This window comes from Bacteroidales bacterium, from assembly GCA_016709865.1.
Classification (GTDB): domain Bacteria; phylum Bacteroidota; class Bacteroidia; order Bacteroidales; family VadinHA17; genus LD21.
Genome location: JADJLX010000001.1, coordinates 36,747 through 62,912, shown reverse-complemented (window position 1 = coordinate 62,912; position 26,166 = coordinate 36,747). Strand labels below are relative to the sequence as shown.

Genomic DNA, 26,166 nt, shown 5'->3' with positions numbered 1-26,166 from the left:
TCAGATGTGTCTGAAGATGAATTAAAATCAAAGAACTTTAGCCAACTACAAAGAGATTATGAGACCGCTAAAAACGATTGGGAGAAATGTAAATTTGCTATAGATCAAATTACAGGAAAAAGAGAGTATATAAAGAAACAATTAGATGAAAAGCAGGAGGAATATGATTCACTTATTGGACATTCTTCAAATATTGTTGAAAGGGATAAATTTCTCTTAGCAGAAAAAATCAACAAAAGTGTTAGTCAATTCCACGCTATCTTTCTTTCGAGACTTATAAGCGATATAGAAAAAGAGTCAAATATTTATTTTCATAAGATGACTGAAAAAAATTCAGCTCTATCAGGGAGTGTTAAAGTTGATTATGAAAATCAGGAAGTTTATACAGTTGATGAAGCAGGGAATAGATTGCAAAATATTAATCAAGCAAATAAGGTTTCCCTTCAGATTGCTTTTGTTGCAGCAATTCTTTCTGTTTCAAACAAATTCTGGAATACTTACTTTCCCTTTATTGCTGATGCTCCAATTTCAGCACTGGGTGGAAATAATAAGGTGACAGCTGTTGAAACTATGATTGAAATATTCAATCAATCTATTATTATTTTGAAAGATGATGCTGTAACCGAAGATCCAGATAATCTTAGAAATGACTTGATTAGAGGCCTAGTTCAAAAGAATAAAGGCATAAAAAATGCATATGAACTTAAAATGACTGGAGATACCCTGCATGAACAACAAACTAAATCTTATAAAATAAAATGATAGAGCCAACTGTATTTATGAATATAGATTCTTTTCATTACGAAAACACCTATAAAAGACTCTGTCAGTCTGAGACTGGTAAGTCAAAAAAAGAATTGACCTTTCCGACTATGTGGGAATTATTTGTTTGGGGGGCGATTCTAGGATACCTGAATCAGTGCCAAAAAGATATCGAAAAACGATATCATAATCCTCCATTCAGATGGCAGATGGTAAAAGATCCTCATCAAAAACTGTTAATTTTAATGGCTATTGAATCTGTCAAATCATTTGATATTCTTAAAACACCTGAAGAACTTAAAAAGAATATCGAATTGCATTCGAATGGAGGTCTTGATTTAATTCATAAAGAAATGGCTCTTGATCCTTTAGCTTATCAGAATACAGAAAGTTTAATTTATGAAATCCAAAAGAGATTTCTGGGGTAGTAAAAACCAATATTTAAAAATTGTAGAAGTTTAATATTAAATTATATCTAGATGGTTTCAATACTATTTAATAAGGAACAAAACGAAGTTTTTGATAAGCAGCTCGGTGAATTTTCTGATGAAATAAAGGTTTGGCGAATAATTAATGAATTTGCCCCATGTATTATAATACTTATCCCTACTTTTTGCCTAAGTTTTTTGCCGGATGATAGAGTCTCCTTTCACAATTTGTTTCTAAATGGATCATTTTCATTATTAGGAATTAATATACTTTTTAGCATGTCTATATTTCTTATTAATTCGGTAAGGCTAAAAAATGTAAAAATTGAATCACAAATTATTCGCTTAAGAATTAAGTTAATAGTATATCTCTGTTTATTATTGATTTTAGGAACAATAATTTACTTTATACAGATAGCTTTTGCTATTGATACATGGCCGAAAATAGTATTTGTAGTAGTTACTTCATTTCTAATTTTATACTTCTCTATGGGAATTGGAAAAAGAATCTTTTTAACAAGAGATGAGTTAGTAGGTAAAAGTTATGGAGAAGATGTAATTGACAATGTTAATGAATTAAAAAATTCAGTAGATGACCTCAAATAACAATTTTATAACTGCAAAACGAGTTATTCAGAATAACCAAGAGTTCCTGATTGGTACTTTCCAAATTCGGCAAATAAGAAACTTTACTAAATATACTCAACATTTAATTGTTGGATTTGAGGAGGTTGATGGTGATCAAAAAGTATTTGAGAATCAGAATCAAATAAAGCCTATATACAATCCTGAAATACAAAGGAGAACTAATAGTAGTAAAGTGGAAAGAATTGCAGACTTTTTAACTAGTGATCCTAATGCAATGTTTCCAACTAATATTGTAATTGCTATACCGAGTCAGGTAATTGATGATTTCAGTGATGAAGATGGAACCATAAAGTTGACTCTAAATCAGATTGTAAAGGCCGAACTTGAAAAAGAAGATGGTACGGTATATCTTACCATAATAGATGGACAACATAGGATTAAAGGGATTGAAAGAGCAATTGAAAGGCTTAATTCTGAGATAAACGATCTTTCACAAGTACTAAAATCGAGTACAAATGATGTTTTAATAAAAAAACTTGAGTATCAGCAAAAACTATTGGATAGGTTATTAAGTTTTGAACTTTTGGTTACATTCTTTATTGATCCAACATTAGAATATCAAGCTATGATATTTTCCACTATTAATAAAACTCAAACAAAAGTGCCTGAGAACTTAGTGTATAGCCTATATGGGTTAACTAAAGATGATTCTCCTCAAAAAACTTCATTAGAAGTAGTTCTTGCATTAAATGGAATTGAAAACTCTCCATTTTTTAATAGAATTAAATTAGTAGGTGGTAATTATAAGAAAGGGTTGATCGTTCCTTTATCCCAAGCTACTATGGTAAAATCTATTTTAAATGACATTTCAAATAACTCCAGAGAAGCAGAGACAGATCGATTTAAAAAGAGGACAGAGTTAAAAGTAAATCCCAAAAACCTAACATTTAGAAAATATTATGCTAATAATCAGGATTATATGATTGTTCGGATACTATACTCATATTTTAATGCTGTAAGAAACTCCTTTATAGATCAAAATGGAAATTCATTTTGGGAAATAAATACTGATGGTAATATTTCAAACATCTTACATACAAATGTAGGTTTTCAGGCTTTACTTAAAGTTTTATTTGATTTATTAAAGATTATTCCAGAGGAAAAAAGAGATGATAAAACAACATACGAAGCTTATTTGTCAAAAGCACAAAAGATTAATTGGGCAGATACAGGTGAACAGAAGAGATATCCATTTACCAGTGGAACAATAAATCTTTTATATTCAGATATTATAACGATGATACTGAAATGAATTTTGCTTGGTGCGAACCAAAAGTGATTATATACTTATCCGGTAAATTTCTATTAGGTATAGAGCCGAATAAATATAATTGAATACTTAAAGACGTTTTCGTGAAGTTTCATTTAACGACCATTTAATCAAACTATTTAAAACCACATATATTACTAATAAAAAGTTCGATTAATCGCTTTTTATTAATCAAAGTTCTTTTTATCTTTGCTGGTACATATATTAGAACTATTATGATTTTTGGGTATGCCCGGGTTTCTACTAAGGAACAGAATTTGAATTTGCAAATCGATGCTCTTAAAAAAGCCGGTTCGGACAAGATCTTTCAGGAGAAAGTTTCCGGTAGATCTCCAAAAAGGCCCGAACTTTTAAAACTACTTGAACAAATCAGACCTGGTGACACTTTAATAGTTTTTAGTGTAGACAGATTGGGCCGAACTACGAGAGAACTGATAATCCTATTAAATGATTTTAAAGAGAAGGACATAACATTTAAAAGTTTATCTGAGGGGATTTTTGATACATCAAGCCCAATGGGAGAGGCAATATTTCAAATTATTGCCATTCTTAAAACTATGGAAGTAAACGTGCTAAGAGAAAGAACAATTAAAGGAATAGAAGCAGCCAGGGCACGAGGTATGAAGGGAGGAAGACCGGCCGGATCTTACAACAAAAAGAAAGCTTCTGCTGTTGTTGCGCTCTATAATCAGAAAAATACAATTAATTTTATTGAGGATAATCTAAATATAAGCAGATCAACAATATATCAATATCTCAGAAATGAGGGTGTAATAGTTAATGGTTTTACAAAAAGCAGGTAAGTTTTCAAAACAATAAGACAGTGGAAAATAAAAAAATACGAAATCTGGAGAAGAAGCTAATTGAGGAAAACGCCTTTTTGTCTAAGGAACCAGGATCTGAGAAAAATGGTATTAAGAAGAAACCGAAACTTTACCCAATCCCTGATGAAGATAGTCACATGCCAATTCAGGAAGATTCGGAGGAGATAAAATATCAAACTAAGAAAGATGTATCTTAGCAAAAGATCATGAAAAGGAATTTATTAATCATATCGTTTTTATTTTTTTCACTAGCTCAGGCTTATTGTCAAAAGTTCAAAAATGTCAGAATAATCGAGCCAGATTTTTCCGAGACCGCAATTTTTGTAAATGATTCTATAGGTTACGGTATCCTACTGGAACATCAGACTGCAGTAAATCCAAAAATTAAATACATGACAACGCAGTTGATATTAGAATTTAAAATGTGTTGTTCCACTGTCTCTGTGGATTCTTTAAATTCACAGTTTATTGTCCGGGTTTCAGATAATTCAATTAATCCAAATGACCTGGTAAGTATTGTTAAAATGAAAATTGAAAACACCAAAAGAGTCTGGAACACTTCAAAATCTGAAAAGGTAGAGTTTAAAGCAAAAAAGTACGGGACCAGTTCATACTTAATTACTGTTCCACGGTTTACTCCTGGTCAATATGGAATTTGTTTTAAGAATAGTAATTCTGTTAATCTTTTTGGAGTAAAGCTTATAAACTAGGATTATTGAATTTGAACAAAAGCATTCAAAATTGTAATTGAGAGATCTTCAAATGAGGATCTCTTTTTTTCATTTCCCCAGAATTTATTGAGCTAAGAAAATTCCCTACGGTACTAATGCAAGTAGTAAAAATAAAGTTAGTAAAACCCAATATTCACGTTGTATAGAAGTGTTTCTTAAGGAAAGCAAGATGGAATCAGGCAAACCTGATTCTGCTATCATGCTACGCCTGATAATCAAGTAATTAAAAAATAATTATAATTAGTAAATAATGATATATATTTTTAAACTCCAATAAAATCAATATATTTGTGTGAAAATCTAATTAATTAATAATTATTTTATGCAAAAATACGTCACAATAAGCATAACTCCAAAGAGCAAAATAATTATTGACCGCCTGGCCGACAAATTCGAAATGAGTCAAAAAGATTTTGCTGAAGCAATGGCCAAATACTTTGACACAACGGGGGTAAATCCTAAAGACCTGCAGGTACTTTCACCGGCGGAAGAACTTAAGAAATTCCGGGATACGATAATATCATTCATGCGCAAGCAGGAGAATGATTTTATTAAACCCACCTTCGGGAAAATGGATACTTTGATTGCACGTTTTGTAACGTACATTGAAGAAGAGGCTCCAAGAAAAGGAGATGCCTCCGGCCAAACTAAGGTTAAATCTTTTCCCATCTCAAATGAAAATGTTAAGGATGAAAAGACAGTACCGCTTATCAGTGAAAATTTAAAAATTGATCAACAATCCGAAGAGTATAAATTGCTCCAGGAGAAGCTTAATAAAGTTGAATTGAAATTAAAAACGACCAAAGGTTATCTGGAAAACATACTTTCTCATACGGAAGAAAAATCTACAGGACTTAATAGAAAACCGGTTATTGAGCTTCCAATTGGTGATATTAATGAATACAGAAAATATCTAAAAACACTCTGATGTACGTTAAGATCCATTCATCAAAAAAGGATAATAACAGGGGTAGTTGCAACGACCTGATTAATTATTTGGAGAAGGAGAACCAGGAGAAGGATATCTTCAGTCAGGAGAAATTTTTTGATCAAAACACAAGCGATGTTTCTTTTTGTACAGCTCAAAGCACAATCGATAATAACAAAGGAAAGCTTGGGAAAGATGAAATCAAGTTTTATATGATTACAGTTAATCCCAGCAAGGAAGAATTGAAGCACATCTGTAAAACTGTATCCGGGAGAGATATAAAGAACATCTCACAACTAACCTCTATCGAGTTTAAGCGTTACAAAGAAGCTATTAAAGACTACACAAGGGTTGTCATGGATCAGTACGCTAATAATTTTAACAGAGGAATATCCGGAAACGACCTTGTTTATTTTGGGAAAGTCGAACATTCCCGGTATTATGGCAGAGATTCTGCGGAAGTGAAGGAGGGTTTGTATAAAGCGGGAGATATGAAGGAGGGACTACAAACTCATGTTCACATTGTTGTCTCAAGAATGGATCGATCCAGGAAGATTCGCTTAAGTCCCATGGCAAATGCAAAGAACTCTAAGAATATCCTAAATGGTAAAGAGGTCCAGATTGGATTTGACAGGATGAAATTTGTTCAAAACTGCGAAAAAAGTTTTGATACAAATTTCGATTATAAGAGGTTACAGCATCATAAATTTTCTCATTATCACACAATGAAGAATCGAATGAGGAGTATCGCAAAAAGTCTTACAATGAGTATCGCAAGAGATGTCCCTCTGGTAAAAGAATATAATAAAGCTTCACAGGTAGTAAATACAGTTTCAAACATGGCAAATGCAAAAGATCCCCTCGACGCACTCTCGGCAGTTTTTAAACAAGTACCGGGAGCCAAAGAGTGTATGAAAGCAATTAATTATGCCTACAACCCATCAAAGATAGTCCTGGATATTGGCAAAAAGGTTTTAACAACGACCTTGAATACAGGTCTTTAATTATTGTAAATGGAACACATAATTAATTATTTTCAACAGCTTACGCTTGTTTCAAAGCTTATTTTAACTGTGGTTGTTTTGGTTGTTTCATTGCTTCAATTCCTGGTACTTTCCTATAAGATTAAGCTATACTTGAGAATTCTACTAATTCTCCTCATTCAGATCCTTGTTTACTTGTTTTTTAACGTTTTTTTCACTTACAGTCTGCCACTACATCTGGCAATTTTTATTTTGGCTTGCCTTCTTTCAATTATCTTTTTAATATTAACCGAAACCAATTTCCTGAATGATGCAGGGAAAACAGACCCCATTTGGAGTGTAAAGTTTCCAATAAGAAACTCTTCTCCGCTTATAATGCAGAATATAAAAAGGGGAATAGCCATTTTCGGTAGTGCTGGTAGTGGAAAAACAGAAAGTGGGTTTGTCCCAATTCTTAAACATGCCGGAGAAAGAAACATTCCCTGTCTTTGTTATGATTACAAAAATGGGGAGATAACAGAAATAGCCCATTTTTTCTTTCAGAATTCCACAATAAAACAGGCAACTATTATACCACACTCACCAATGTATTCGGATCGGGTAAACCCGTTTCTCCCAAAGTACATACCAACTGAGCAGCACCTTAGACAACAGACGAAGCTTATCTTTGCAAATCTAAAGAAAGTAGACAACGTTAAGGAATCAGGAAGCAGTTTCTTTGACAAAATCCCAGAGCCGACACTTGCAGCTGTTATTTGGCGGCTTAAGGTAGATTACCCTGAAATGTGTACTCTCCCTCACGCCGTTGCTTTGTGCCTCGTGAAAACGCCAACAGAAATTGTTGACTTTATCTCAGAAAATCCATATTCAAGAGCAATAGGATCTCCGCTGATTGATTCCCTTATCTCTGAAAATCAGGTGGCAGGTGTTAAGGCTTCTCTCTCGCTACCTTTAACTGATCTTGCTCTTCCCACAATATTTTGGGTGATGAGTGCAAACGACGTGGATCTTGACATAAACAATCCAGAGAACCCGACATTTTTAAGCATCGTAAATGATCCAAGGCTTGAAAGAATAAATGCACCGTTTATTTCAGTAATAATAAGCACAGCAATAAATAGTATGCAGATCAGGAACCGGCCAGCAAGTTTCCTACTGTTTGATGAAGGAACTACTTTTTATATTGATGGAATTTCAAAGATCCCAGCAACGATGAGAAGCTATAATATTGCTACAGTATTTTCTACACAGGATAGGGCACTGGCAAGAGAAAATTATGGGGATGTTATTACAAGCTCGCTTCTAGCAAACCTTTCATATCAAATGATTGGAAAAGCTAATGACCCTGATAGTGTAAGATACTACAAAAACATAAGCGAGGAAATTGAGAAAAGAACTATTTCCAGATCCTTTACTAATTCCGTTATTGGCGGTGATACCAGAACATCGGAGGGAACAAGGGAAACATCCAAATATAAGAACCAAGATTTCACCGGGTTAACGCAGGGACAATTCTTTGTTTTTGCTGACGGTAAAGACAAACTCTATAATTTTGACCTTTATCCTTTTAAAAGATTGGAGTTAAAAGTGAAACATCATATCACTGAAAAGGATCTGAACGATAATTTTAATCGGATAATGAATGAGGTGAAGAACCTATAAAGTGTTGAGAAACCGTTCGAAAGTGTGTTTTAAATCTTCATTGGTTATAGTTACTCTATTGCAATTGCTTGGATATGTTACTCTCATTTTTTCAAGAGAATTAATTTTCTCAGATGTAGTATTTTTATAACTACCAGAACATTCAATTTCCCCATTTGGTGAGTAACGGGTCACACTCAATAAATCTCCCTGAAAGGTGAGATCAAACCACGACCCCGCACCTTCACCGCTTAGCCATTGTGCATTCTCCGGTATCACTGGATTTCGCTCAGGTTGAAGAAGTGTAGTTTTAATCTGTTCTTTATTGAGCTTTTTGAATGGCACGAATGGCTGGGTTTTAAGAAGTTTAGGCAAAATAATTTTATTGTTAAGTGAATTGACATTATTAAGCGGTGTAGGTGTCAAAGGAACTAACCACTTAAGTCTGACCTTCTGCCAAAAGTCAGGTCTGCCTGCAAGTATTGCGGTATTCACAAAACGCGAACAATTACTGCCTTTATACCTGAATGGTCCATATGGCCAATGATGAGCCTCCTGCATCTGAATTACCTTACCATAAGATTCCTTAAAATCTATAGGGCAATAAGAGGCATGTATATTTCCTTCCCCGTGACAGGCAGGATTGAGCTGCAACTCATTTAAAATATCGGTATAGTTCTCTATTGTTTTTCCCTCTGATGATATCAAAGGAATTGTTTTCATTTCAAGATCATGATCGGTAATGGAACCTCTGACCCTTCCATGATCAAATGGCGAGTGATATCGTCCAAAATCAAAATAGTGACATTTTTTGTTTAAAATATCTATCAATACAAGAGCTGCATGACCGGCTTTGTAATAATTGTTCCTGTTTACACCCAGCAATTGTGTCAGAGGCTCGTACCAACCTCCTGATTGCTTGCAGTATAATTCTGGCCAGGCAATGGCGATGGCAAACCCGGTGTGATTTTTACGCTTCATGCAATATCTTTTTATTTATTTCAGTTGCAGTTTCGCAGAGATTACTGAAGAAGAGATCAATATCGCTTTTTCTTGTCTCTGAGTTTGCAATTACAAGCCTGATCGCAAGTCGCTTGCCTATGTATCCGTAGTTTACTATGCTCTTCCCGCTTTTACGAAGATTTTCACGAAGGGCCAGGTTGAATGCATTTAGATCTGTTCCTTCAGCGGGGATATACCTGAAACATACTGTAAAAGACTGACGGGGTATAAGCAACTGTAGATCAGGATGATTTTTTACTGTCTCTTCAGCATATTTTGCTATCTCTACTGAATTATCGATGCGTTCACGATATCCTTTTTTCCCATAGTACTTCCAGGCAAACCATAGTTTAACTGCATCCACACGGCGTCCGCACTGGATTGATTTTTTACCCAGATCTTCCGCTTCATCAATATCATGAAAAATATAATCAGTATTTATATCTGTAATATTCTTGTAGAGGGTCTCTTTTTTATTTACCAGTAAGGCTGAACATACCAGTGGGATATTCATCAGTTTATGGGGATTCCATGCAAATGAATCGGTTTTCTCTATCCCCTTCATCAGATGACGATACTTTTCGCTTAGGATCAGAGAGCCTCCAAAAGAACCGTCTGCATGGAGCCATACCTTGTATTTATCACAGATCCCTGCCATCTCATCAATTGGGTCGTATGCACCGGCCAGGGTTGTTGCACAGGTTGCTGCCACAAAAAACGGATGCTCACCTTTTGACACTGACTCCTGCAATGCTTTATCAAGTTCTGCCGGGATAAGTTTTCCATTAGAGTCGGCTTTTACTTTTATAACATTTTTTGATCCAATACCAAGTACATTTGCAGCTGTTTCAAATGAATAATGAGCATGCTCATTAACAAAAGCCGTTAGTTTAAGGTTTCTGTCATAGCCTTCAAACCGCCCATCGGGGAACACCCTGTTCCTGGCTGAAAGCATCGCAACAAGATTGGCATTGCTGCCCCCTGTCACAAATATCCCGTCGCCTGAAACATACCCGGTATAGCAGTTCATCAGTTTTATCATCTCCTTCTCGATCATTGTTGCCACAGGAGCGACTTCATAGGTGTACATTGAAGTGTTGGCTAAAACGGTAAATACCTCTCCAAGGAAGGCCGGGAAATTGAAGCCTGAATATAACTGATTCAGAAACTGTTTGTTACCGGTGCGTACCGAATATTCAAGATACTTCTCAATCTGATCTGTGAATTCGGTTTGTGATACGCCCTCTTCATCAACCGGGAAATTAAAAATCTCTGATAACTCTACCGGAGATTTGAACTTCACAACGGGAGAAATATTATCATCGTTTGAATTGATGTATTTTTCAACTCTTTCAAAGGAGTACCGTAATAGATCTTTGTTATTCATTGGTCGTAATAATTATTGAAATATTTTAATAATGTTATTGAAAATCAATATGGTCTTATTACTGATTCTCATTGTTGTAATATGTATCTATGTCTTTTTCAAAACTGCTGATTGTTAGTAACAGATCATCCCTTTTATTTCTCATATAAAATGGTTTGATCAGATCAAAATAGTCCAGGAGGGTTTCTTCGGTATAGTTATTAAAAAATTCTTCACTGGTTTTAATCTCTTCTGCAACATTCAGAAATGCAGGCCCGCTTGTAGTTGCAAGTAATTTATGTTCCGGAAGAAAAACTTTCTCTTTATTTAAACTATCGTTCAGATTTTTATTTGACCCATAGATATGAAGAGTCATAAACCCGGTTTTGCCAGAATTGCCCATCAAGTGAGTCAGGTCACCACAAACTGCAGCAGTCTGACCTTTTTCAAAAATATCTTTTCGTGATAATTTCAAATTGCCATACTCTGTTTCATATAATCTATGGGTAGCATTTCCAAAGAAATATACACCACCCCATTCGGTTACACCATGGTTATGTATAGCTGTAAAATCACCAGGGTTCCACGTCATAAGAAGGATCCTGAATTTATCACTTTCATATAGTAATCTGCGGCCATAACTTTCGGTACCTGTATGATTGAAAAGGTTATAGGGGAATAGGGCATCTTCAGAAAGTCCTGCTCTTACCATAACTTCAGATACAATTTCGTTAGTTACATCTGTGACACTGTTAAGTTCCCTGATTAAATTGACTATACAATCTGGTAATTTACTGATCATTGTAATTAGTATTAATTTGTTCTCATAGTAGTATGATAGTCGTATTTTTTTAGGAACCTGACAAAAAAGTAATACTTAATTTGTTTTGACAAATCATTTACCTCTTATGAAGTCCACAAACCAAACTTGTGATTGATTGTTAGATTTGAAGTTAATGGCAGCAATTTAGAATTAATTCTTATGCGATTAATTTATATACTTAATGGGATTGAAAAGTAAAAAATGGATCCAATACCTGGCTTACTCTCCACCCATATTTCCCCATTGTGTTTTGCAATAAATTCCTTACACAGGATCAGCCCCAATCCTGTTCCTTTTTCTTTCAGCGTGCCCGGAGTTGAATAATTTTCATCTAGACGGAATAATTTGTCAATTCTCTCTTCAGGTATTCCAACTCCGTTATCTCTTATCGAAACAGTTAAATCTTTGTAATTCTCAAGTATTGAGATAATAATATTCCCACCTGGATCGGTAAATTTAATAGAATTTGACACCAGGTTTCTTAACACGGTGCTAATCATGGGCTTATCAGCTACTACATATACTTTGTGAGGTATTGAATTTGTAATTGAAATTGACTTTTGGTCAGCCACACCATTTAATAAGAGTGTCACGTCCTTAATAAGTGTACACATTTCGAGATTTTCAGGATTGAATTTCAGCCTGCCGGTCTGTGATTGAGACCATTCCATCAGGTTCAAAAGCAGGTCCATTGCCCTGTTTGATGATTGGAGTATGATTTCAGAAAATTCTTCGATTTTTTCGTAGTCCTTTTCTCTGACAACTTCGACAAGATGTTCACTGAACCCAATTATAGAATTAAAGGGACTTTTCAGGTCGTGTGCAATGATGGAGAAGAATTTGTCTTTTGTTGCATTTAATTCTACGAGTTTAAGTTCGTTTTTTTTATTTTCTGTTATATCGTAGCATGAACCAATGTATCCCAGAAAGGTGTTGTCCAAATCGTAAAAAGGCCGACCAAAATCTCTTAACCAGCGATATTCCCCAAATTTATTTTTCATGCGATAATCCATTAAAAAGGATTCTCTTTTATCAAATGCAGTGACGTAAGTTTGTAAACAAAAATCGAAATCATCAGGATGAACACCTTCTGCCCATCCATTGCCAAATTCTTGATCCATTGTTCTGCCTGTAAAATCAAGCCAGGTCTTATTAAAATAATCACACAATTTATCTAAACGTGAACGCCAGATCAAAGCTGGGAACTCTTCGAAGATTTTCAAATACAATTCCTTTGCCTCAGTAATATCAACTTGTTGTTGCTTAAGAAATGAAATTTCCGACTCAAGCTCTTTTACTTTTTCTTTTAAATGTCGAATTTCATTACCCATTTTTTGATATTTAGCATCAGAAATAGACTATGTTACCGGACGGAGTTTGTTTCAATGCATAAAAAATAGGTATTATTCACCAAATGGCAAAATAAATTCTGCAATATTTGCGTGAATGATTGTCATTTACACTGCACGGTGTTTCGTTGATGTGCTTGCAGGTAACACTAATTTTGTTTTGAAGGACATTTTTCTGTTCCGTATGAGCAATAAACACAGCAGTCTCCATCTTTTGGTTTAATAACTGTTTTGCAATTCTCACATTCATAGAAAAACTGACAGGCATCTTCCGGCATTTTTTCTTCTTTGTTATAACCGCAGATAGGGCAGGTTATTACAGAATAAATTTTGATATTCATGGCAGGTTAGATATTATGTCTTTAACAGTGGAACGCTTTTTATAGTCAGGGTCGAATTGCCTCCATACAATTATACCATCTTTATTAATTATATATGTGGCAGGAATTGGTAACCGCTGCGAATCATCAGAATGAGTGCGTTTTAATTTTCCGTTTAGTATGTAATTATATACAAAAAGGTCCATTGAACCAGGAGTAAAAGTTACATCATATGCATCCGATATCTTATTTCCTTCATCGTAAAGAAGAGTAAATTTAACACCAGATTTCGAGGCCATTTTTTCAAGATATTCAGGTTTCTCAGGTGAAATGGCTATCACACTTGCACCTTTTTCTGTAATTTGTTTCAGGTTCTCCTGTAAATGTGCCAGGTGTTTGTTGCAATAGGGACACCAGAAACCGCGGTAAAAGATCATTACCAACGGCCCTTTTTTAAGAGCATCTTCCAGAGTGAAGAAGTTTAAGCCGGCATCAGTTGCTGAAAAAGACGGGGCCTTTGTTCCAACTGATAATCCTTTTACCTCGTTGGCTGTTCTTTTTGTTTGAGCATTTACGTTTGTCATAATTATAAATTTATTTAATAATTTCATATTGCTTATTTCATCTGCTTCAAAGCCAGCTCTGCTTCAGTGACAGGGATTTTACATGCTTTATTCACACAGACATAAATAGTTGTCTGATCCGGCACCAGCTTATTTTCAAGTAGTTCCAAAGTTCCTTCGTTCTTTCCTCCGAGGTATATGGCATCCGGAAGATAATTTTTGTCAAAGGTTTTTTTTATAGCATCCCAGTCTGATCCAACAATTGCAACTTCATATAATGGTTTTATAAAATGTATTTCCAATAGTCCCCAATTGGAATAGGAGAAGATATTCTGCAGTAAATTATTTTGCACATTTTGAAGCATTTGTTGTGCTTTTCGGATGAATTTTTCATTATTAAAATAATTCCCAAGTAAAAATAGATTGTTAGCCATTTCCGAATTCGATGAGGGAATTACATTATCCGATATCTCCATTTTTCTAGCTATCAGCTCTGAATGATTATCAGGGGTATAGTAAAACATGCCTGATGAAGTATCGAAGAAATGCCGTATCGTATAATCTGTTAGTTCATTTGCCTGGTACAGCCATTTTTCATCGAAGGTCGCCTGGTACAGATCAATAAATGCAGAAATCGTAAAAGAATAATCATCGAGTAAACCCGGTACTGTAGTTTTCCCGTTTTTGTAATTACGGGTGATCTCTCTATTATTACCTATTGCTTTATTGGTCAGGAAATCAGCATTTATAAGAGCTGCTTTCAGATACTTTTCTTCTCCAAATGCTCTGTACGCGTCAATATATCCTTTCAGCATAAGTGCATTCCATGATGTAAGAATTTTATCATCAAGTCCGGGTTTAACCCTTTTGTTGCGGACTTTCAATAAAATTTCCCTGCTATTGTCTATCTTAATTTGAAGATCATGCTGACTGATTTCATATTTTTTTAAGAGGTCATCACTGGTAGATTTTCTGAATGGAATATTTTTATCTTTTGCCCAGTTTCCTGTGTTTGTAATGTTAAAATAATCAATGAATAGTGGTGCATCTTTTCCAAGAACAGATTCAACTTCTTCTTTAGTCCATGTATAGAATTTCCCTTCCTCTCCTTCGCTATCGGCATCAAGTGATGAATAAAATCCTCCTTCCGGAGAAGTCAGTTCATTCTCAACAAATTCAAGGGTTTCATTAACTATCCTTTTATAAGCCGGATTTTTGGTCACCTGCCATGCATGCGAAAAGAGACTGACGAGTTGTGCATTATCATATAACATCTTTTCAAAATGCGGTACATGCCATTTCTCATCTGTCGAATAACGTGAAAAACCACCACCAATCTGGTCGTAGATACCTCCTGCAGCCGCATTATCCAAAGTTGATGTAACTGCCTTTAAAGCATCAGGATTATTATTCAGGGAATAGTAATGCAGAAGATATTCCCAAACAGAAGGCATTGGAAACTTAGGCGCCCCATTTATACCACCTTTACTGAAATCAATATTTACTTTAAACTTGTTAAAAATGTTGTCAAGATCATTTTTTGTCAGAATGACTTTATCATTCTTTAGTTCAATGTTCTCAGATAGCTTAATCCCATTTGTAATTTTTTCAGCCTGTTCAATCAGGGAGGACGGATCTTTTTTCTGAATATCAATGAAATAATCAAGAATTTTTATAAGGTTATTCTTAGTGAAATATGTGCCGGCGAAAAAGGGTCTTCCATCCGGCAAAGCCAGAACATTAAGAGGCCATCCACCACTGCCGGTTGTCAGATATGCGGCATCCATATATATCTGATCAATATCCGGTCTTTCCTCCCTGTCCACTTTGATGCATACGTAATGCTCATTCATTATTCTTGCTACAGTAGTGTCTTCATAGGATTCATGTTCCATAACATGGCACCAGTGACAGGCAGAGTATCCTATGCTGATTAGGAGCAATTTATTTTCATCCTTTGCCTTATTCAGTGCTTTTTCGCCCCAGGGATACCAGTTAACCGGATTATGAGCATGTTGCAGTAAATAAGGGCTGCTTTCGTTGATGAGCTCATTTGTGTATTTGTGCATATCTTTCTGTTTACCTGAATTATCTGTCCGGGTTTGTCCGCAAGCAGAACTCAGAGTGATTAAAGTTGCAATTAGTAAAAACGTTTTTTTTGTCATGATTTCTGTTTCTCCCTGCCTGAATTATTAAGAAGAAGTTTTTTCGGACCAAATACATCATAGGTCTGACAATTGTTCTTATATCCTGAAAGATGCATGCTCATTGTTGTGCAATCTCCCTGATTTTTTCTGCGATACCATGAACGGTAAAAATAGCCACCGCTTAGCATCCCGGAAACCGGCCCGAGAAAATAGAGCCACCAGCCGTACCATTCACCGGAGTTGACAGCGGAAGCAAATGTGCGTGCAGGATTTATGCTCATGCCCGACATTGGTGCTGTAAAAGTTATATAAAGTAAAAGCAGTATTCCAACAATGAAGCCCGTGTATGGTGCTATTTTCGTATAGTTGCTGCTTATAAGAACAACAGTAATAAGTATAGCTGAAAGAAGAAACTCTATTCCAAGTGCAACCAGTTCCCCCTGTTGGCCGGGGATTGTAACAACATAATTTACTGTAGGAAATGAAATATAGTTGAATAGAAAAAGTTTAAATATTGCAATCCCAAAAAAACCACCTGCAAATTGAAACGCTATATACCAGAAAGCATCTTCCCTGCGTATCCTGTTGAGAATAAGAAAAGTAATTGTTACTGCAGGATTCATGTGAGCGCCTGATCGTATCCCCCATTTCGAATAGATTAGTAATATAGCAGTAATTCCCATTGCAAGCCCTGTCATCATTCTTCTGACAAAAGCATCTTGAATCATGTTCCTTACAGGCATGTCGGGGTGTTCAATAATAATTACAAAGAAGCAGGCTGATACCATAAACATTCCTAACGCCCAGGCCTCGATAAGGTAAGTACTCCAGTTTTTGCGAAATGCCGGTATTAGTTGAGATTGAATCATTTATTTCTGTTTTTTTGTAATGATAAGATCCTTATCAATGCACTTACCGACCATGCCTGGTTAGCCGCACCCTTACCTTCAACTGGTTTTATACCGTCAAATATTTCTGAAACACCATTTATGCACCCCGATTCATAGAAATGAGATCGCAAGACATCAACAGACTCCTTAATTTTCTTTGAGACTTCCGGCGTATTGCCATGAACATATATACAGGCCTCGAAATAATCTGACAACAGGAAGGGCCATACTGTACCCTGGTGATAGGCTGTGTCGCGTTTCCACTGATTGCCTTCGTACACAGGCCTGAAATCAATATGTTCTGAAGAAAGTGTACGTAACCCGAACGGAGTGTATAGACTCTTCTCGATTGTTGCAAGAATACTTTTTCCTTTTTTCTTGTCTATAAGTGGGAAAGGTAGACTGAGCGCATAAATCTGGTTCGGACGGATGCAGGGATCAGCACTTATCCCAGGTATAATTACATCGTGAAGATAGCCATACTCATTAAAGAAATAAACAGGGAAGTTGGTTTTGATCTTTTTTGACAGCTCCTTCACCTTCTCATTAAAAAGAGAGGAACCGATTTTTAGTTGCGAGCTGAAGTAAAGATAAATATTCAGGGCATTAAACCATAATGCCTGAATTTCAACCGGACAGCCATGACGGGGAGTTACAACATAATCGCCGATACGGGCGTCCATCCAGGTAAGTTGAGAAAGGCCTTCTCCTCCGTAAATAAATCCCTCCTCAGTCAAATGTATGTTATATCTGGTGCCATTAATATGAGATAGTATTATCCCCTCAAGATGATGGAGATTTTCCCTTATAAATTCTTTATCACCGAATTTTTTGTAATATCTATATACTGTATCAAACAGCCATAGAGTGGCATCAATAGTGTTATACTCCGGATAATCATATTGATTATCCGAAAACCTGTTTGGAAGCATTCCCATGCTTATTGTGCTGAAAAAGGTTTCGAGAACTGATCTGCTTATATCTTTTTTCCCGGTTTCAATACCCAGTCCCTGTAAGGCTATCATAGTGTCCCTTCCCCAGTCGGTGAACCAATGATAACCTGCAATGACAGTGTATCTTTCTGTTGATTTGCGTTTTACAAGAAACTGATCTGCTGTAACGCAAAGGTCAGCAAGAAAACTATCTTCTGTGTCACCGGGGATAAGTGAAGAAATTCTCTGAATCTCATTTTCTTTAAGTTTTACAGGATCAGCTACAGACATTTCCTGTTCGGTGGAAAACACCAGATATGCTTTTTCGTCCGGTTCTAGGGTAAAGATAATATTCCCGATGCTGTAAACATCTTCAAGAGACTCCTGCCCACGCTTAAGATCCTGAATATATTCGTTGTTCCTGATCCAGTTGCGTTCTTCAGCGAATTTACCTTTAGAAAAACTTACAAATAATGGTATTGAACCATAATGCGAATGAATTTTCAGTTTGTTTTTTTCCAACTCATAATAATAATCATAACCAGCATCTTCTTTAAACAGGTTATGGTAATCGCGATGAACAAATGAGGGTGTTATGGATAATTCAGCTGAAGTTTTTCCTGTGTTCTCATATTCAATTACAGTTGTATTTGATCCATTTACCATGAAGATGGATTTGCAAACTGAGAATTTGCGGACTGAGAACACAACTCTGGGGATAGGAGTACGTTCAAAACTTTCAATATTCTCGAATCCTTTTGGAAAAACAGTGCATGGATATAATCCTGTGCCAAGATCGATTCTGTTGCCTCCGGGAAGGATAATACTTTCATCAGTTTTTGATACAAGTATTTCTCTCTGTACAGGCGGATTATGCGTGGCTACAAGTAAGCCGTGATAACGTCGGGTGTTTGCACCGGAAATTGTGGATGAAGAATATCCACCTATACCGTTTGTAACGATCCACTCCTTGTTTAAGGTCTCTTTTGAATTGTATGAATCTAATTTTAACATATTTCAGGTAATAATTAAGTAGTAGGAGTTTCCTTGTTGAAAACGTGAATTGCTAATGTTTTTTATAAAGTTTATCGATTAATTCGGCAACCAGTCCGGTCCATCCGGTTTGGTGTGAAGCGCCTATTCCTCTTCCGTTATCTCCTTGGAAATACTCATAGAACAGTATAAGATCTTTGAAATGAGGATCATTCTGATATAACAGATTATCTCCGTGTACCGGCCTTTTACCGTTCTCATCAGGTTTAAAAAGGGATATGATACCGTTGGAAATGTCATCTGCAATCTGATCAAGATTACTGAGTTCTTCACAGCCGGCAGGACACGCTGCTGAAAGACTCTTTCCATAATATTGAAACAAAGTTCGAAGTGACTGCACCAACATATAGTTCATTGGCATCCAAACGGGTCCCCTCCAGTTGGAGTTTCCTCCAAAGAGGGAGTTTGTGCTTTCGCCCGGTTCATACTTTAATCCATATTCATCACCATTAATTTTTACACTATAAGGCTTTTCATGAATTTTAGAAACGCTTCTTATCCCTCCGGGAGATAGAAACTCGTCTTCATTGAGCAATGCTTTCAGGAGTCTCTGAAGTCTCTTTCGTGGCGTAAGTGAAAGGATAATATCTTCGTTGTCCTTCATCTCTTCAATAACGATATAGAACTGGTTATGAAGCCTGTAATTTCGAAACCACTCTAACCTTTTTACAAAGTCAGGAACATTTTTCAGTCTCTCTTTATCAAGAATCAGTGTTGCAAAGAATGATGTTAAACCTACCAGTGAACGAACTTTGAGCGGGATGTACGACCCATCAGGATTGGCAAGTATGTCGTAAAAGAATCCCTCTTTCTCGTCCCATGCTCCGGTCCAGTCTTCACCCATCCGGTTAAGTGACTCGGCGATGTAGACAAAATGCTCAAAGAACTTTGTAGCAACATCTTCAAAAGTTGAATCTTCCTGGGCAATTTCCAGAGCCATATCAAGCATATTTAAACTGTACATTGCCATCCAGCTGGTACCGTCAGCCTGCTCAAGATGACCCCCTCCGGGGATAAAAGTACTGCGGTCGAACACCCCGATATTATCGAGACCAAGAAACCCTCCTTCAAAAACATTATTTTCTTTATGGTCCTTCCTGTTGACCCACCATGTGAAGTTGATAAGTAGTTTTTGAAAGACTTTCTTTAGGAAGTCAATATCACCTTTACCTCCGGTCTTTTTTTCAAGACGGTAAACCTGAAGGGATGCCCAGGCATGAACAGGTGGATTTACATCGCTGAACGACCATTCATAGGCAGGCAATTGTCCGCTCGGACGCATATACCATTCTCTCAGGAAAAGTATAAGTTGATTTTTTGCAAAATCGGGGTCAACCATTGCCAGAGGAACACAGTGAAAAGCAAGATCCCATGCCGCATACCATGGATATTCCCACTTATCGGGCATAGAGATTATATCTTCATTATTAAGTGTCAACCAATTGCTGTTGCGACCGGTTTTTCTGCCTGCAGGAGGTACTATCTGCCCGGGATCGCCATTAAGCCACTGGGGAATATCTATATTATAATATTGCTTACTCCATAACATTCCTGCAAAAGCCTGACGCTGAATGTTTTTAAGTTCTTTGTCCTCTACACATAACTCATTGTAGAATTCGTCAGCTTCTGAAATCCGGGTATTGAATATTTCCTCAAAATCATGTGTTAAAGGGCTGTCTTTAACTAAATTTTTGGAAAGACGAAGCCTTATTTCACTGCTTCCACCTCCTTCAATTATAAGTTCATATAAAGGAGAGACCTTTGTGCCTTCGTTTTTGTTTTCGAACAGATCGAACTGTTGACTTATTACAGCATCATTAATTGCATCCTTAACAAAAGGAGTAAGATTCGGCCGGCCAAATATCCGTTCTGTATTTGTCTCATTTTCAGTGAACAGAACCCTGTCAGGTTTTTCAAACCAGAGATAATAGTCGCCAAGCGATTCGTGTCTGACTTTTACATAAGCTGATCCTTTTGCAATTCTACCTTTGCTTATTGAAGGACGTTCCTTAATTAGTCCAAAACTCCAGAGGTTACGCAGCCAAAGTGTTGGCAGCACTGATACAGAAGCTTGCTCAGCAGCCCGGTTGTGAATTGTTATCTTAATCAGGATGTCTTCCTCGTCTGCCTTTGCGTACTCAGTAAAAACGTCGAAGTAGCGGTTATCTCTGAATATCCCTGTATCGGTTAATTCATATTCATTCTCCAGTTTGGACCTTTCACGGTTTCTCTTTGTCAATTCATCATAAGGGAAAGCTCTCTGTGGATACTTGTAAAGATGCTTCATGTAAGAATGAGTTGGAGTACTGTCGAGGTAGTAATAGAGTTCTTTTACATCTTCCCCGTGATTACCTTCCGATCCGGTTAATCCGAACATCCGTTCCTTTATGATAGGATCATTACCGTTCCATAATCCAACACTAAAACAGAGGTTGCAGAATTCATCGCTTATTCCAGCCAGTCCGTCTTCGCCCCACCGGTAAGTACGGCTGCGTGCATGATCGTGCGGAAAATAGTCCCAGGCACTTCCGTCGGGGCTGTAATCTTCGCGTACTGTTCCCCATTGTCGTTCACTGAGGTAAGGACCCCACTTCATCCAGTTATGGCTGCCTGAATAATGTTCGTTTAATCTGATTTGCTCAGTTGTATTATTTTTCATAGGGTCAATTATCCGTTTGTTGTAAAACCGGGGTAAAGTGTCATTCCTCCATCGACGAATATTGTCGCACCGTGGATATAGTCTGACTCATCAGTGGCAAGCCATACTGCAACAGCTCCAATATCAGCTGGTTGTCCTATTCTTTTATAAGGAATAAGTTTCAACAGATCATTCAATGCCTCCTGAGTTTCCCAGGCATCGCGATTAATTGGCGTCTGAATCGCACCAGGCGCTACACTGTTTATACGGATACCTTTAGGTCCAAGTTCCTGCGCCATCGATTTCATTAGTAGTTCAACACCGCCTTTTGATGCGGCATAGTTTACATGTCCGGCCCATGGAATTACCTGATGAACAGAGCTCATGCATATGATCTTCCCAATTGCACTTGAATATTCAACTTTTCCGCGGGACAGAAATTCACGTACAGCTTCACGTGAGCATAGAAACTGAGCTGTAAGATTTACATCTATAACTAACTGCCACTGGTCAAGTGTCATATCCGTGAATGCAGCATCGCGCTGAAGTCCGGCATTGTTAACAAGGATGTCAACAGTTCCAAAATGCTGTTTTGCAATTTTAAACATTTCAATTACCTGATCTTCTTTGCTTACATCAGCTTTAACAGCAATGGCTTTTGCGACTGCATCGTTCTGTTCTATCTGATGTGCAACTTCTTCAGCTCCTGTTGGATCTGTTACATAATTCACAACAACATTGGCACAATCTCTGCCCATTGCAATTGCAACTTCTTTTCCTATTCCGGAGTTTGCTCCTGTTACAATACATGTTTGTCCCAGAAGACGGTGATTTGGATTTTGACGCATATTTCTATTGTTTTAATTATTCTGTAAAGAGTATTGCATGACCATCCGGGTCACGGACCAGGAATCCCTTATATCCTCCCGTAACAAGATTCCCGATATCTGTGATGGCATTGGAGACTATGGGATAATTCAGATTCGTGAGTTTGTCATATAGTTTTTGAATTCCTGATACTCTGATTGTTGTATGCCAGTGCCAGAGATCATAAGGCTCCGAATCAGAAGGATATATTCTGCCTCCGGGAGGAGCGAGGTACTTTAAAAATTCCACACCAAAACCCCTTGGGGCCCTTAATCCTGTTATAATCAGATGTGCACCGAAAACCTGATTGAGATGCTCCTGTTCAGTACCAAAGTTTTCGCTGCTGCCCGCCACCTCTAAACCGATTATGTCTCTATAAAAAGAGGTGCTGTTTTCGGTATCTGAGATACCTATTGCAGTATGATCAATGCCAATAAAGAATCTCTTTTCTGACTTCTGCCATTTCGGGTTCCCTTTACCCTCAGGATAATAAATAACTTCAAGGTTATGTCCGTCAGGATCGCGAAAATAAAATGCTTTAATGCCTGCAGCTGCGGTAATATAGTCGGGAAGAGTTTGTGGCGATGAAGAGACAAATACAACTTTATGTCTTCTCAATTTCGCATATGCACTATCCATATTGTTTGTAACAATGGCTATATGCTGAAACCAGAGATCATTGCTTTTTGAATCGAAGGGAACTGCTCTTCCTGCAGGTTAGATAAATTGAATAAGCTCAATATTCTCGCTGCCCATTGCAAGTTTTACCTCTTTAATCTTTAATCCTTTCATCTCAATGCCAAATAAAGTGTTCAGTTCATTTCCATGAATTTCATTTACCTCTGAGATCTTTCTGAAATCAAGAACATCAGTGAAAAATGAAATCGATTGTTCTATATTGGAAACGGTTATTGTTACTGAAGCAACTTCTTTTGCGATTTGACCTTCAAGTTGATTTGCATGGATCAGAATAAGCAGAGCAATAATTGCCAGACTTTTTCTTATTGATTGAAATATGCCATTATATATAATCATGTATCAGCTTATTTCAATTTTTCTATCAGGTGATCACCTATCCGAAGTGCCATTGCCATAATTGTTAAAGCCGGGTTAACCGCCGAGCTTGAAGGAAAAAAGCTCCCGTCAACAACATAAAGGTTAAATACCTCATGGGCTCTGCACCATGTATTAAGAGCAGATTTTTCAGGATCGTTTCCAAACCTTATGGTCCCGCATTGATGAGCAGTTCCGGCAACAGGGATTTTCTTGCCCAGGTAAATATTTTTTGGAAGTATATTTACCCCTCCGTCAATATTATTAAGGATACTCCGGAGTTTTTTCTGTAACCTTCTGTGTCCTTCAAGATTATTTTCGGTGTAGTTTATTGAAATGTTGCCGTTTTTATCGAGAGTTATGCGGTTTTCAGGAAGAGGCAGATCCTCGGATGTCATCCAGAAATCAAGCGCATGATTAGCCATTATTTCAAGAACAAAATCCGGTGTGAAGAATGGAGCATCTTCCTTAAACATCATAGCATCAGACTTACCCAACATCTGGATATGACCCATCGGATATTTGAATTCATCATCTCCGTAATAAAAATCATTTATAGCGAAGGTTTTACCGAATTTTGTTGGATTTAGTTTTGTTGACAGAGCCACCATCGCAGAATTATTATGTGCCATATAATGACGTCCGACAACATCAGATCCATTTGCAAGACCCTTTGGATGTTTGTCGTTTGCAGACCTTAATAATAAAGCAGCGCTGTTAATCGCACCTGCTGAAACAATCACTATATCAGCAGAATAGCTTAAGTGTTCACCATTATAAATTACATCAACACTTTTAATTTCTTTGCCATCTTCGCCAGTAACAAGGCGCTCTACATAACTGTTCGTCTGAAGAGTGACATTTGGATATTTGAGGGCTTCATTTATACCAACCACATGCGCATCGGCTTTGCTTTCTGTCGGATCGGGAAAACCATCGAATCGGTCGAGTATGGCCGGAGAACCATTCTGATCATTTCCGTTTCTGAATCCTATGGGAAGAGGAAAGGGCTTTAATCCACCTGATTCCAGCTTATTGTAAAGTTCCTGAATAATCGGTTCATGAGCTATTGGAGCCAGTTTATAAGGAGCCGTTTCACCAGGTTCTGTCGGATCACTGCCACGTAATCCGTGAACTGAATATATTTGTTCAGCTTCAAGGTAATACGGAGCCAGATCTTCATATTTCAAATCCCAGGCAGGAGAAATACCACCATGATGCACTACCTCTCCAAAATCTGATTCACGCATTCGTAACAGAGCAGCGCCATAAACTTTAGTGTTGCCTCCCACAGCATAATGAATTCCCGGATGAAATGTATTGCCATTCTTGTCACTCCATACTTCTTTCGCTTTGTAACGGGCATTAAGGAATACCTCACGGGTATCCCAGTTTTCTTTCTCCCGGGGTATATAATCGCCGCGTTCGAGAATCAGAATTTTCTTTCCTGTTGGGGCAAGCTTGCGGGCTATTGTGCCTCCACCAGCGCCGGTGCCAATAATAATGAAGTCGTAATGTTGCATATTATGGATATATTAATACCAGATAGTCGGAGAAATTTGAAAAACTGACATTGATAATTAAAAATATCTCCTTATTTCGAAGATTTATCAGGCATAAACTCTGTCCCTTTCCATAAACTGTCTGTATTTATCTGACTATTAAGATTTGGTGCCACAATATGACTGCCGGCAGATTCAGTAAATTCTTTCGAACTGACTGCCTGCTGTATTAGCTGAAGAACAATAAAACCCGATGCAATAATTATCAGAAAAGTATATTTCCTGTCTCTTTTTTCTGATTTTCTGATTGTCTCCATAATTTCAAAATTGTTTTTCTGACAAGAGCTATGTAGGCAAAAAAACCGCTCACAGGACACATAAAATTACACCATGGCCTCCTTATAAACATAGAAAGCAGTATTACAATGATGAGAACGATAAACAGGATATTTGAGGCAGTAAGCTGAAAAAGAGCGCCAAAAACTTCGTATTGCGCAACAGAAGGATTATTTAGCAGGAGCGCTGTAATAACCGCTACCAGAGCAATCGACCATTGGAGGTACTTTAACTTCCTGTAATAGATCGGATGAAATATTTTTAACCTGCCAGTTTTACCCAGTATTTCCTGTGCAGCGCCGAATGGACAAACCGAATGGCAATAAATATTCTTACCCGTAAAAATAAGTGCGAGAATACTTCCTCCAAGAAGTATATAAAGGTAAAATTCATGCTTCACTTGTGGCAGATAACCATTTAAAGCTGCAACCATTCTCGAAATAGTAATAGGTTGATTATAGACGAATCCCAGAAAAACCAGAGAGATAATAAGTGATGCCCATAAAATGATCTGATTTGCTTTTCGGTTTTTAATCCATTGCATTAATATTCCAACAATAAGAAGGAAGAGTATAATTATTTCGAGAGCTCCAAAAGAGGGCTGGTTGGATTCAGATAAAGTAATATTTTCGCCTTTGGAATAAGCGTTCCTGATACCCTCCATAACTGCCCTGCTTGTAATTGTTGCTCCTGAAACGGCATTAACAGGTTCTCCGGACAGATAAGATCTTATCTCAACCCGGGATGCGGTTTTGAGAAAGTTGTTTTTTTCAAGTTTCTGAAAGTAGGAAGGAGTTTCGTGGTTTACTGTTATGATGAGTTGAACTATTTTTCCCTCTTTATCGGTTTGGGCTAGTATTGATACAGGTCCATTATAACCTTTCCCATCACCAATATATAAAAACCATGATGGAGGAAGACCTGGAGATGTGAGAAGCCATTTATTGCTGTTTATCTGTTCGAGAGAATACTGTGGAGCAGGGAAGATCTCTTCAAACAGGTGCTTTTTTGATTTTTCATAGCTATTTTTACCGTATACCAAAGCCATAAGAACAACTAAAGCTATCCCCAACACAAAAAGAAAATCGCGATAAACTTTTTTCATAATTA

26 protein-coding genes are annotated in these 26,166 nt (G+C 37.0%); 10 read left to right on the top strand and 16 right to left on the bottom strand.

The genetic code is table 11. The features are described from left to right. Positions 1-6: 6 nt before the first annotated feature. The 10 genes from IPJ16_00355 to IPJ16_00310 all read left to right on the top strand — a co-directional run bounded on the left by IPJ16_00355 (position 7) and on the right by IPJ16_00310 (position 8,236). A complete protein-coding gene (locus tag IPJ16_00355) occupies positions 7-762 on the top strand; it encodes a hypothetical protein (protein ID MBK7625650.1) in 756 nt (251 codons plus the stop codon). After that, positions 759-1,190: a hypothetical protein gene (locus IPJ16_00350; protein MBK7625649.1), complete on the top strand. Its 432-nt coding sequence runs from the start codon at positions 759-761 to the stop codon at positions 1,188-1,190. The genes IPJ16_00355 and IPJ16_00350 overlap by 4 nt, the downstream gene beginning before the upstream one ends. A 51-nt stretch (positions 1,191-1,241) precedes the next feature. Then, positions 1,242-1,796: a hypothetical protein gene (locus tag IPJ16_00345; protein MBK7625648.1), complete on the top strand. Its 555-nt coding sequence runs from the start codon at positions 1,242-1,244 to the stop codon at positions 1,794-1,796. After that, entirely contained in the window at positions 1,783-3,090 is a 1,308-nt protein-coding gene (locus IPJ16_00340; GenBank protein MBK7625647.1) for a DGQHR domain-containing protein, read from the top strand. The genes IPJ16_00345 and IPJ16_00340 overlap by 14 nt, the downstream gene beginning before the upstream one ends. Positions 3,091-3,323: 233 nt before the next feature. Beyond that, complete coding sequence (locus IPJ16_00335) at positions 3,324-3,911, top strand: recombinase family protein (GenBank protein ID MBK7625646.1); 588 nt, start codon at positions 3,324-3,326, stop codon at positions 3,909-3,911. A 20-nt stretch (positions 3,912-3,931) separates the two neighbouring features. Further along, the gene (locus tag IPJ16_00330) at positions 3,932-4,129 is read left to right on the top strand and encodes a hypothetical protein (GenBank protein MBK7625645.1); all 198 of its coding nucleotides are present in this window, start codon (positions 3,932-3,934) and stop codon (positions 4,127-4,129) included. Between the two features lie 9 nt (positions 4,130-4,138). Further along, on the top strand, positions 4,139-4,642 hold the full coding sequence (locus IPJ16_00325) for a hypothetical protein (protein ID MBK7625644.1): 504 nt from the start codon (positions 4,139-4,141) through the stop codon (positions 4,640-4,642). Positions 4,643-4,985: 343 nt separating this feature from the next. Continuing rightward, positions 4,986-5,591 (top strand): hypothetical protein, encoded by a 606-nt coding sequence (locus IPJ16_00320; protein MBK7625643.1) that lies wholly within the window; start codon positions 4,986-4,988, stop codon positions 5,589-5,591. After that, a complete protein-coding gene (locus IPJ16_00315; GenBank protein ID MBK7625642.1) occupies positions 5,591-6,595 on the top strand; it encodes a mobilization protein in 1,005 nt (334 codons plus the stop codon). The genes IPJ16_00320 and IPJ16_00315 overlap by 1 nt, the downstream gene beginning before the upstream one ends. A gap of 9 nt (positions 6,596-6,604) precedes the next feature. Beyond that, on the top strand, positions 6,605-8,236 hold the full coding sequence (locus IPJ16_00310; GenBank protein MBK7625641.1) for a type IV secretory system conjugative DNA transfer family protein: 1,632 nt from the start codon (positions 6,605-6,607) through the stop codon (positions 8,234-8,236). Here IPJ16_00310 and IPJ16_00305 read toward each other — a convergent pair. From IPJ16_00305 to IPJ16_00230, 16 genes are all read right to left on the bottom strand, one after another. Beyond that, entirely contained in the window at positions 8,231-9,196 is a 966-nt protein-coding gene (locus tag IPJ16_00305; protein ID MBK7625640.1) for a hypothetical protein, read from the bottom strand. The two genes, IPJ16_00310 and IPJ16_00305, sit on opposite strands and share 6 nt — an antisense overlap. Next, entirely contained in the window at positions 9,186-10,604 is a 1,419-nt protein-coding gene (locus IPJ16_00300) for a hypothetical protein (GenBank protein MBK7625639.1), read from the bottom strand. The genes IPJ16_00305 and IPJ16_00300 overlap by 11 nt, the downstream gene beginning before the upstream one ends. A gap of 58 nt (positions 10,605-10,662) precedes the next feature. After that, positions 10,663-11,385: a cysteine dioxygenase family protein gene (locus IPJ16_00295; GenBank protein ID MBK7625638.1), complete on the bottom strand. Its 723-nt coding sequence runs from the start codon at positions 11,383-11,385 to the stop codon at positions 10,663-10,665. A 191-nt stretch (positions 11,386-11,576) separates the two neighbouring features. Beyond that, a complete protein-coding gene (locus IPJ16_00290; protein ID MBK7625637.1) occupies positions 11,577-12,737 on the bottom strand; it encodes a PAS domain-containing sensor histidine kinase in 1,161 nt (386 codons plus the stop codon). A 167-nt stretch (positions 12,738-12,904) separates the two neighbouring features. Continuing rightward, a complete protein-coding gene (locus tag IPJ16_00285; protein ID MBK7625636.1) occupies positions 12,905-13,096 on the bottom strand; it encodes a hypothetical protein in 192 nt (63 codons plus the stop codon). Beyond that, positions 13,093-13,659 (bottom strand): AhpC/TSA family protein, encoded by a 567-nt coding sequence (locus IPJ16_00280; GenBank protein MBK7625635.1) that lies wholly within the window; start codon positions 13,657-13,659, stop codon positions 13,093-13,095. The genes IPJ16_00285 and IPJ16_00280 overlap by 4 nt, the downstream gene beginning before the upstream one ends. Positions 13,660-13,691: 32 nt before the next feature. Beyond that, complete coding sequence (locus IPJ16_00275; GenBank protein MBK7625634.1) at positions 13,692-15,707, bottom strand: thioredoxin domain-containing protein; 2,016 nt, start codon at positions 15,705-15,707, stop codon at positions 13,692-13,694. 92 nt (positions 15,708-15,799) lie between these two features. Next, a complete protein-coding gene (locus IPJ16_00270; protein MBK7625633.1) occupies positions 15,800-16,654 on the bottom strand; it encodes an aquaporin in 855 nt (284 codons plus the stop codon). Beyond that, entirely contained in the window at positions 16,651-18,621 is a 1,971-nt protein-coding gene (locus IPJ16_00265) for a glycogen debranching enzyme family protein (GenBank protein MBK7625632.1), read from the bottom strand. Before IPJ16_00265 ends, IPJ16_00270 begins: the two co-directional genes overlap by 4 nt. Positions 18,622-18,673: 52 nt before the next feature. Further along, positions 18,674-21,319, bottom strand: a complete 2,646-nt coding sequence (locus tag IPJ16_00260; protein ID MBK7625631.1) for a glucosidase — start codon at positions 21,317-21,319, stop codon at positions 18,674-18,676. Positions 21,320-21,327: 8 nt separating this feature from the next. Continuing rightward, entirely contained in the window at positions 21,328-22,146 is an 819-nt protein-coding gene (locus tag IPJ16_00255; protein ID MBK7625630.1) for an SDR family oxidoreductase, read from the bottom strand. A gap of 16 nt (positions 22,147-22,162) precedes the next feature. Next, positions 22,163-22,804 (bottom strand): VOC family protein, encoded by a 642-nt coding sequence (locus IPJ16_00250; protein MBK7625629.1) that lies wholly within the window; start codon positions 22,802-22,804, stop codon positions 22,163-22,165. 78 nt (positions 22,805-22,882) lie between these two features. Then, positions 22,883-23,200: a hypothetical protein gene (locus IPJ16_00245; GenBank protein MBK7625628.1), complete on the bottom strand. Its 318-nt coding sequence runs from the start codon at positions 23,198-23,200 to the stop codon at positions 22,883-22,885. Between the two features lie 8 nt (positions 23,201-23,208). Further along, the gene (locus IPJ16_00240; protein MBK7625627.1) at positions 23,209-24,741 is read right to left on the bottom strand and encodes a GMC family oxidoreductase; all 1,533 of its coding nucleotides are present in this window, start codon (positions 24,739-24,741) and stop codon (positions 23,209-23,211) included. Between the two features lie 71 nt (positions 24,742-24,812). After that, entirely contained in the window at positions 24,813-25,037 is a 225-nt protein-coding gene (locus tag IPJ16_00235) for a hypothetical protein (protein ID MBK7625626.1), read from the bottom strand. Then, positions 24,986-26,161: an FMN-binding protein gene (locus IPJ16_00230; protein MBK7625625.1), complete on the bottom strand. Its 1,176-nt coding sequence runs from the start codon at positions 26,159-26,161 to the stop codon at positions 24,986-24,988. The genes IPJ16_00235 and IPJ16_00230 overlap by 52 nt, the downstream gene beginning before the upstream one ends. Between the last annotated feature and the right edge of the window lie 5 nt (positions 26,162-26,166).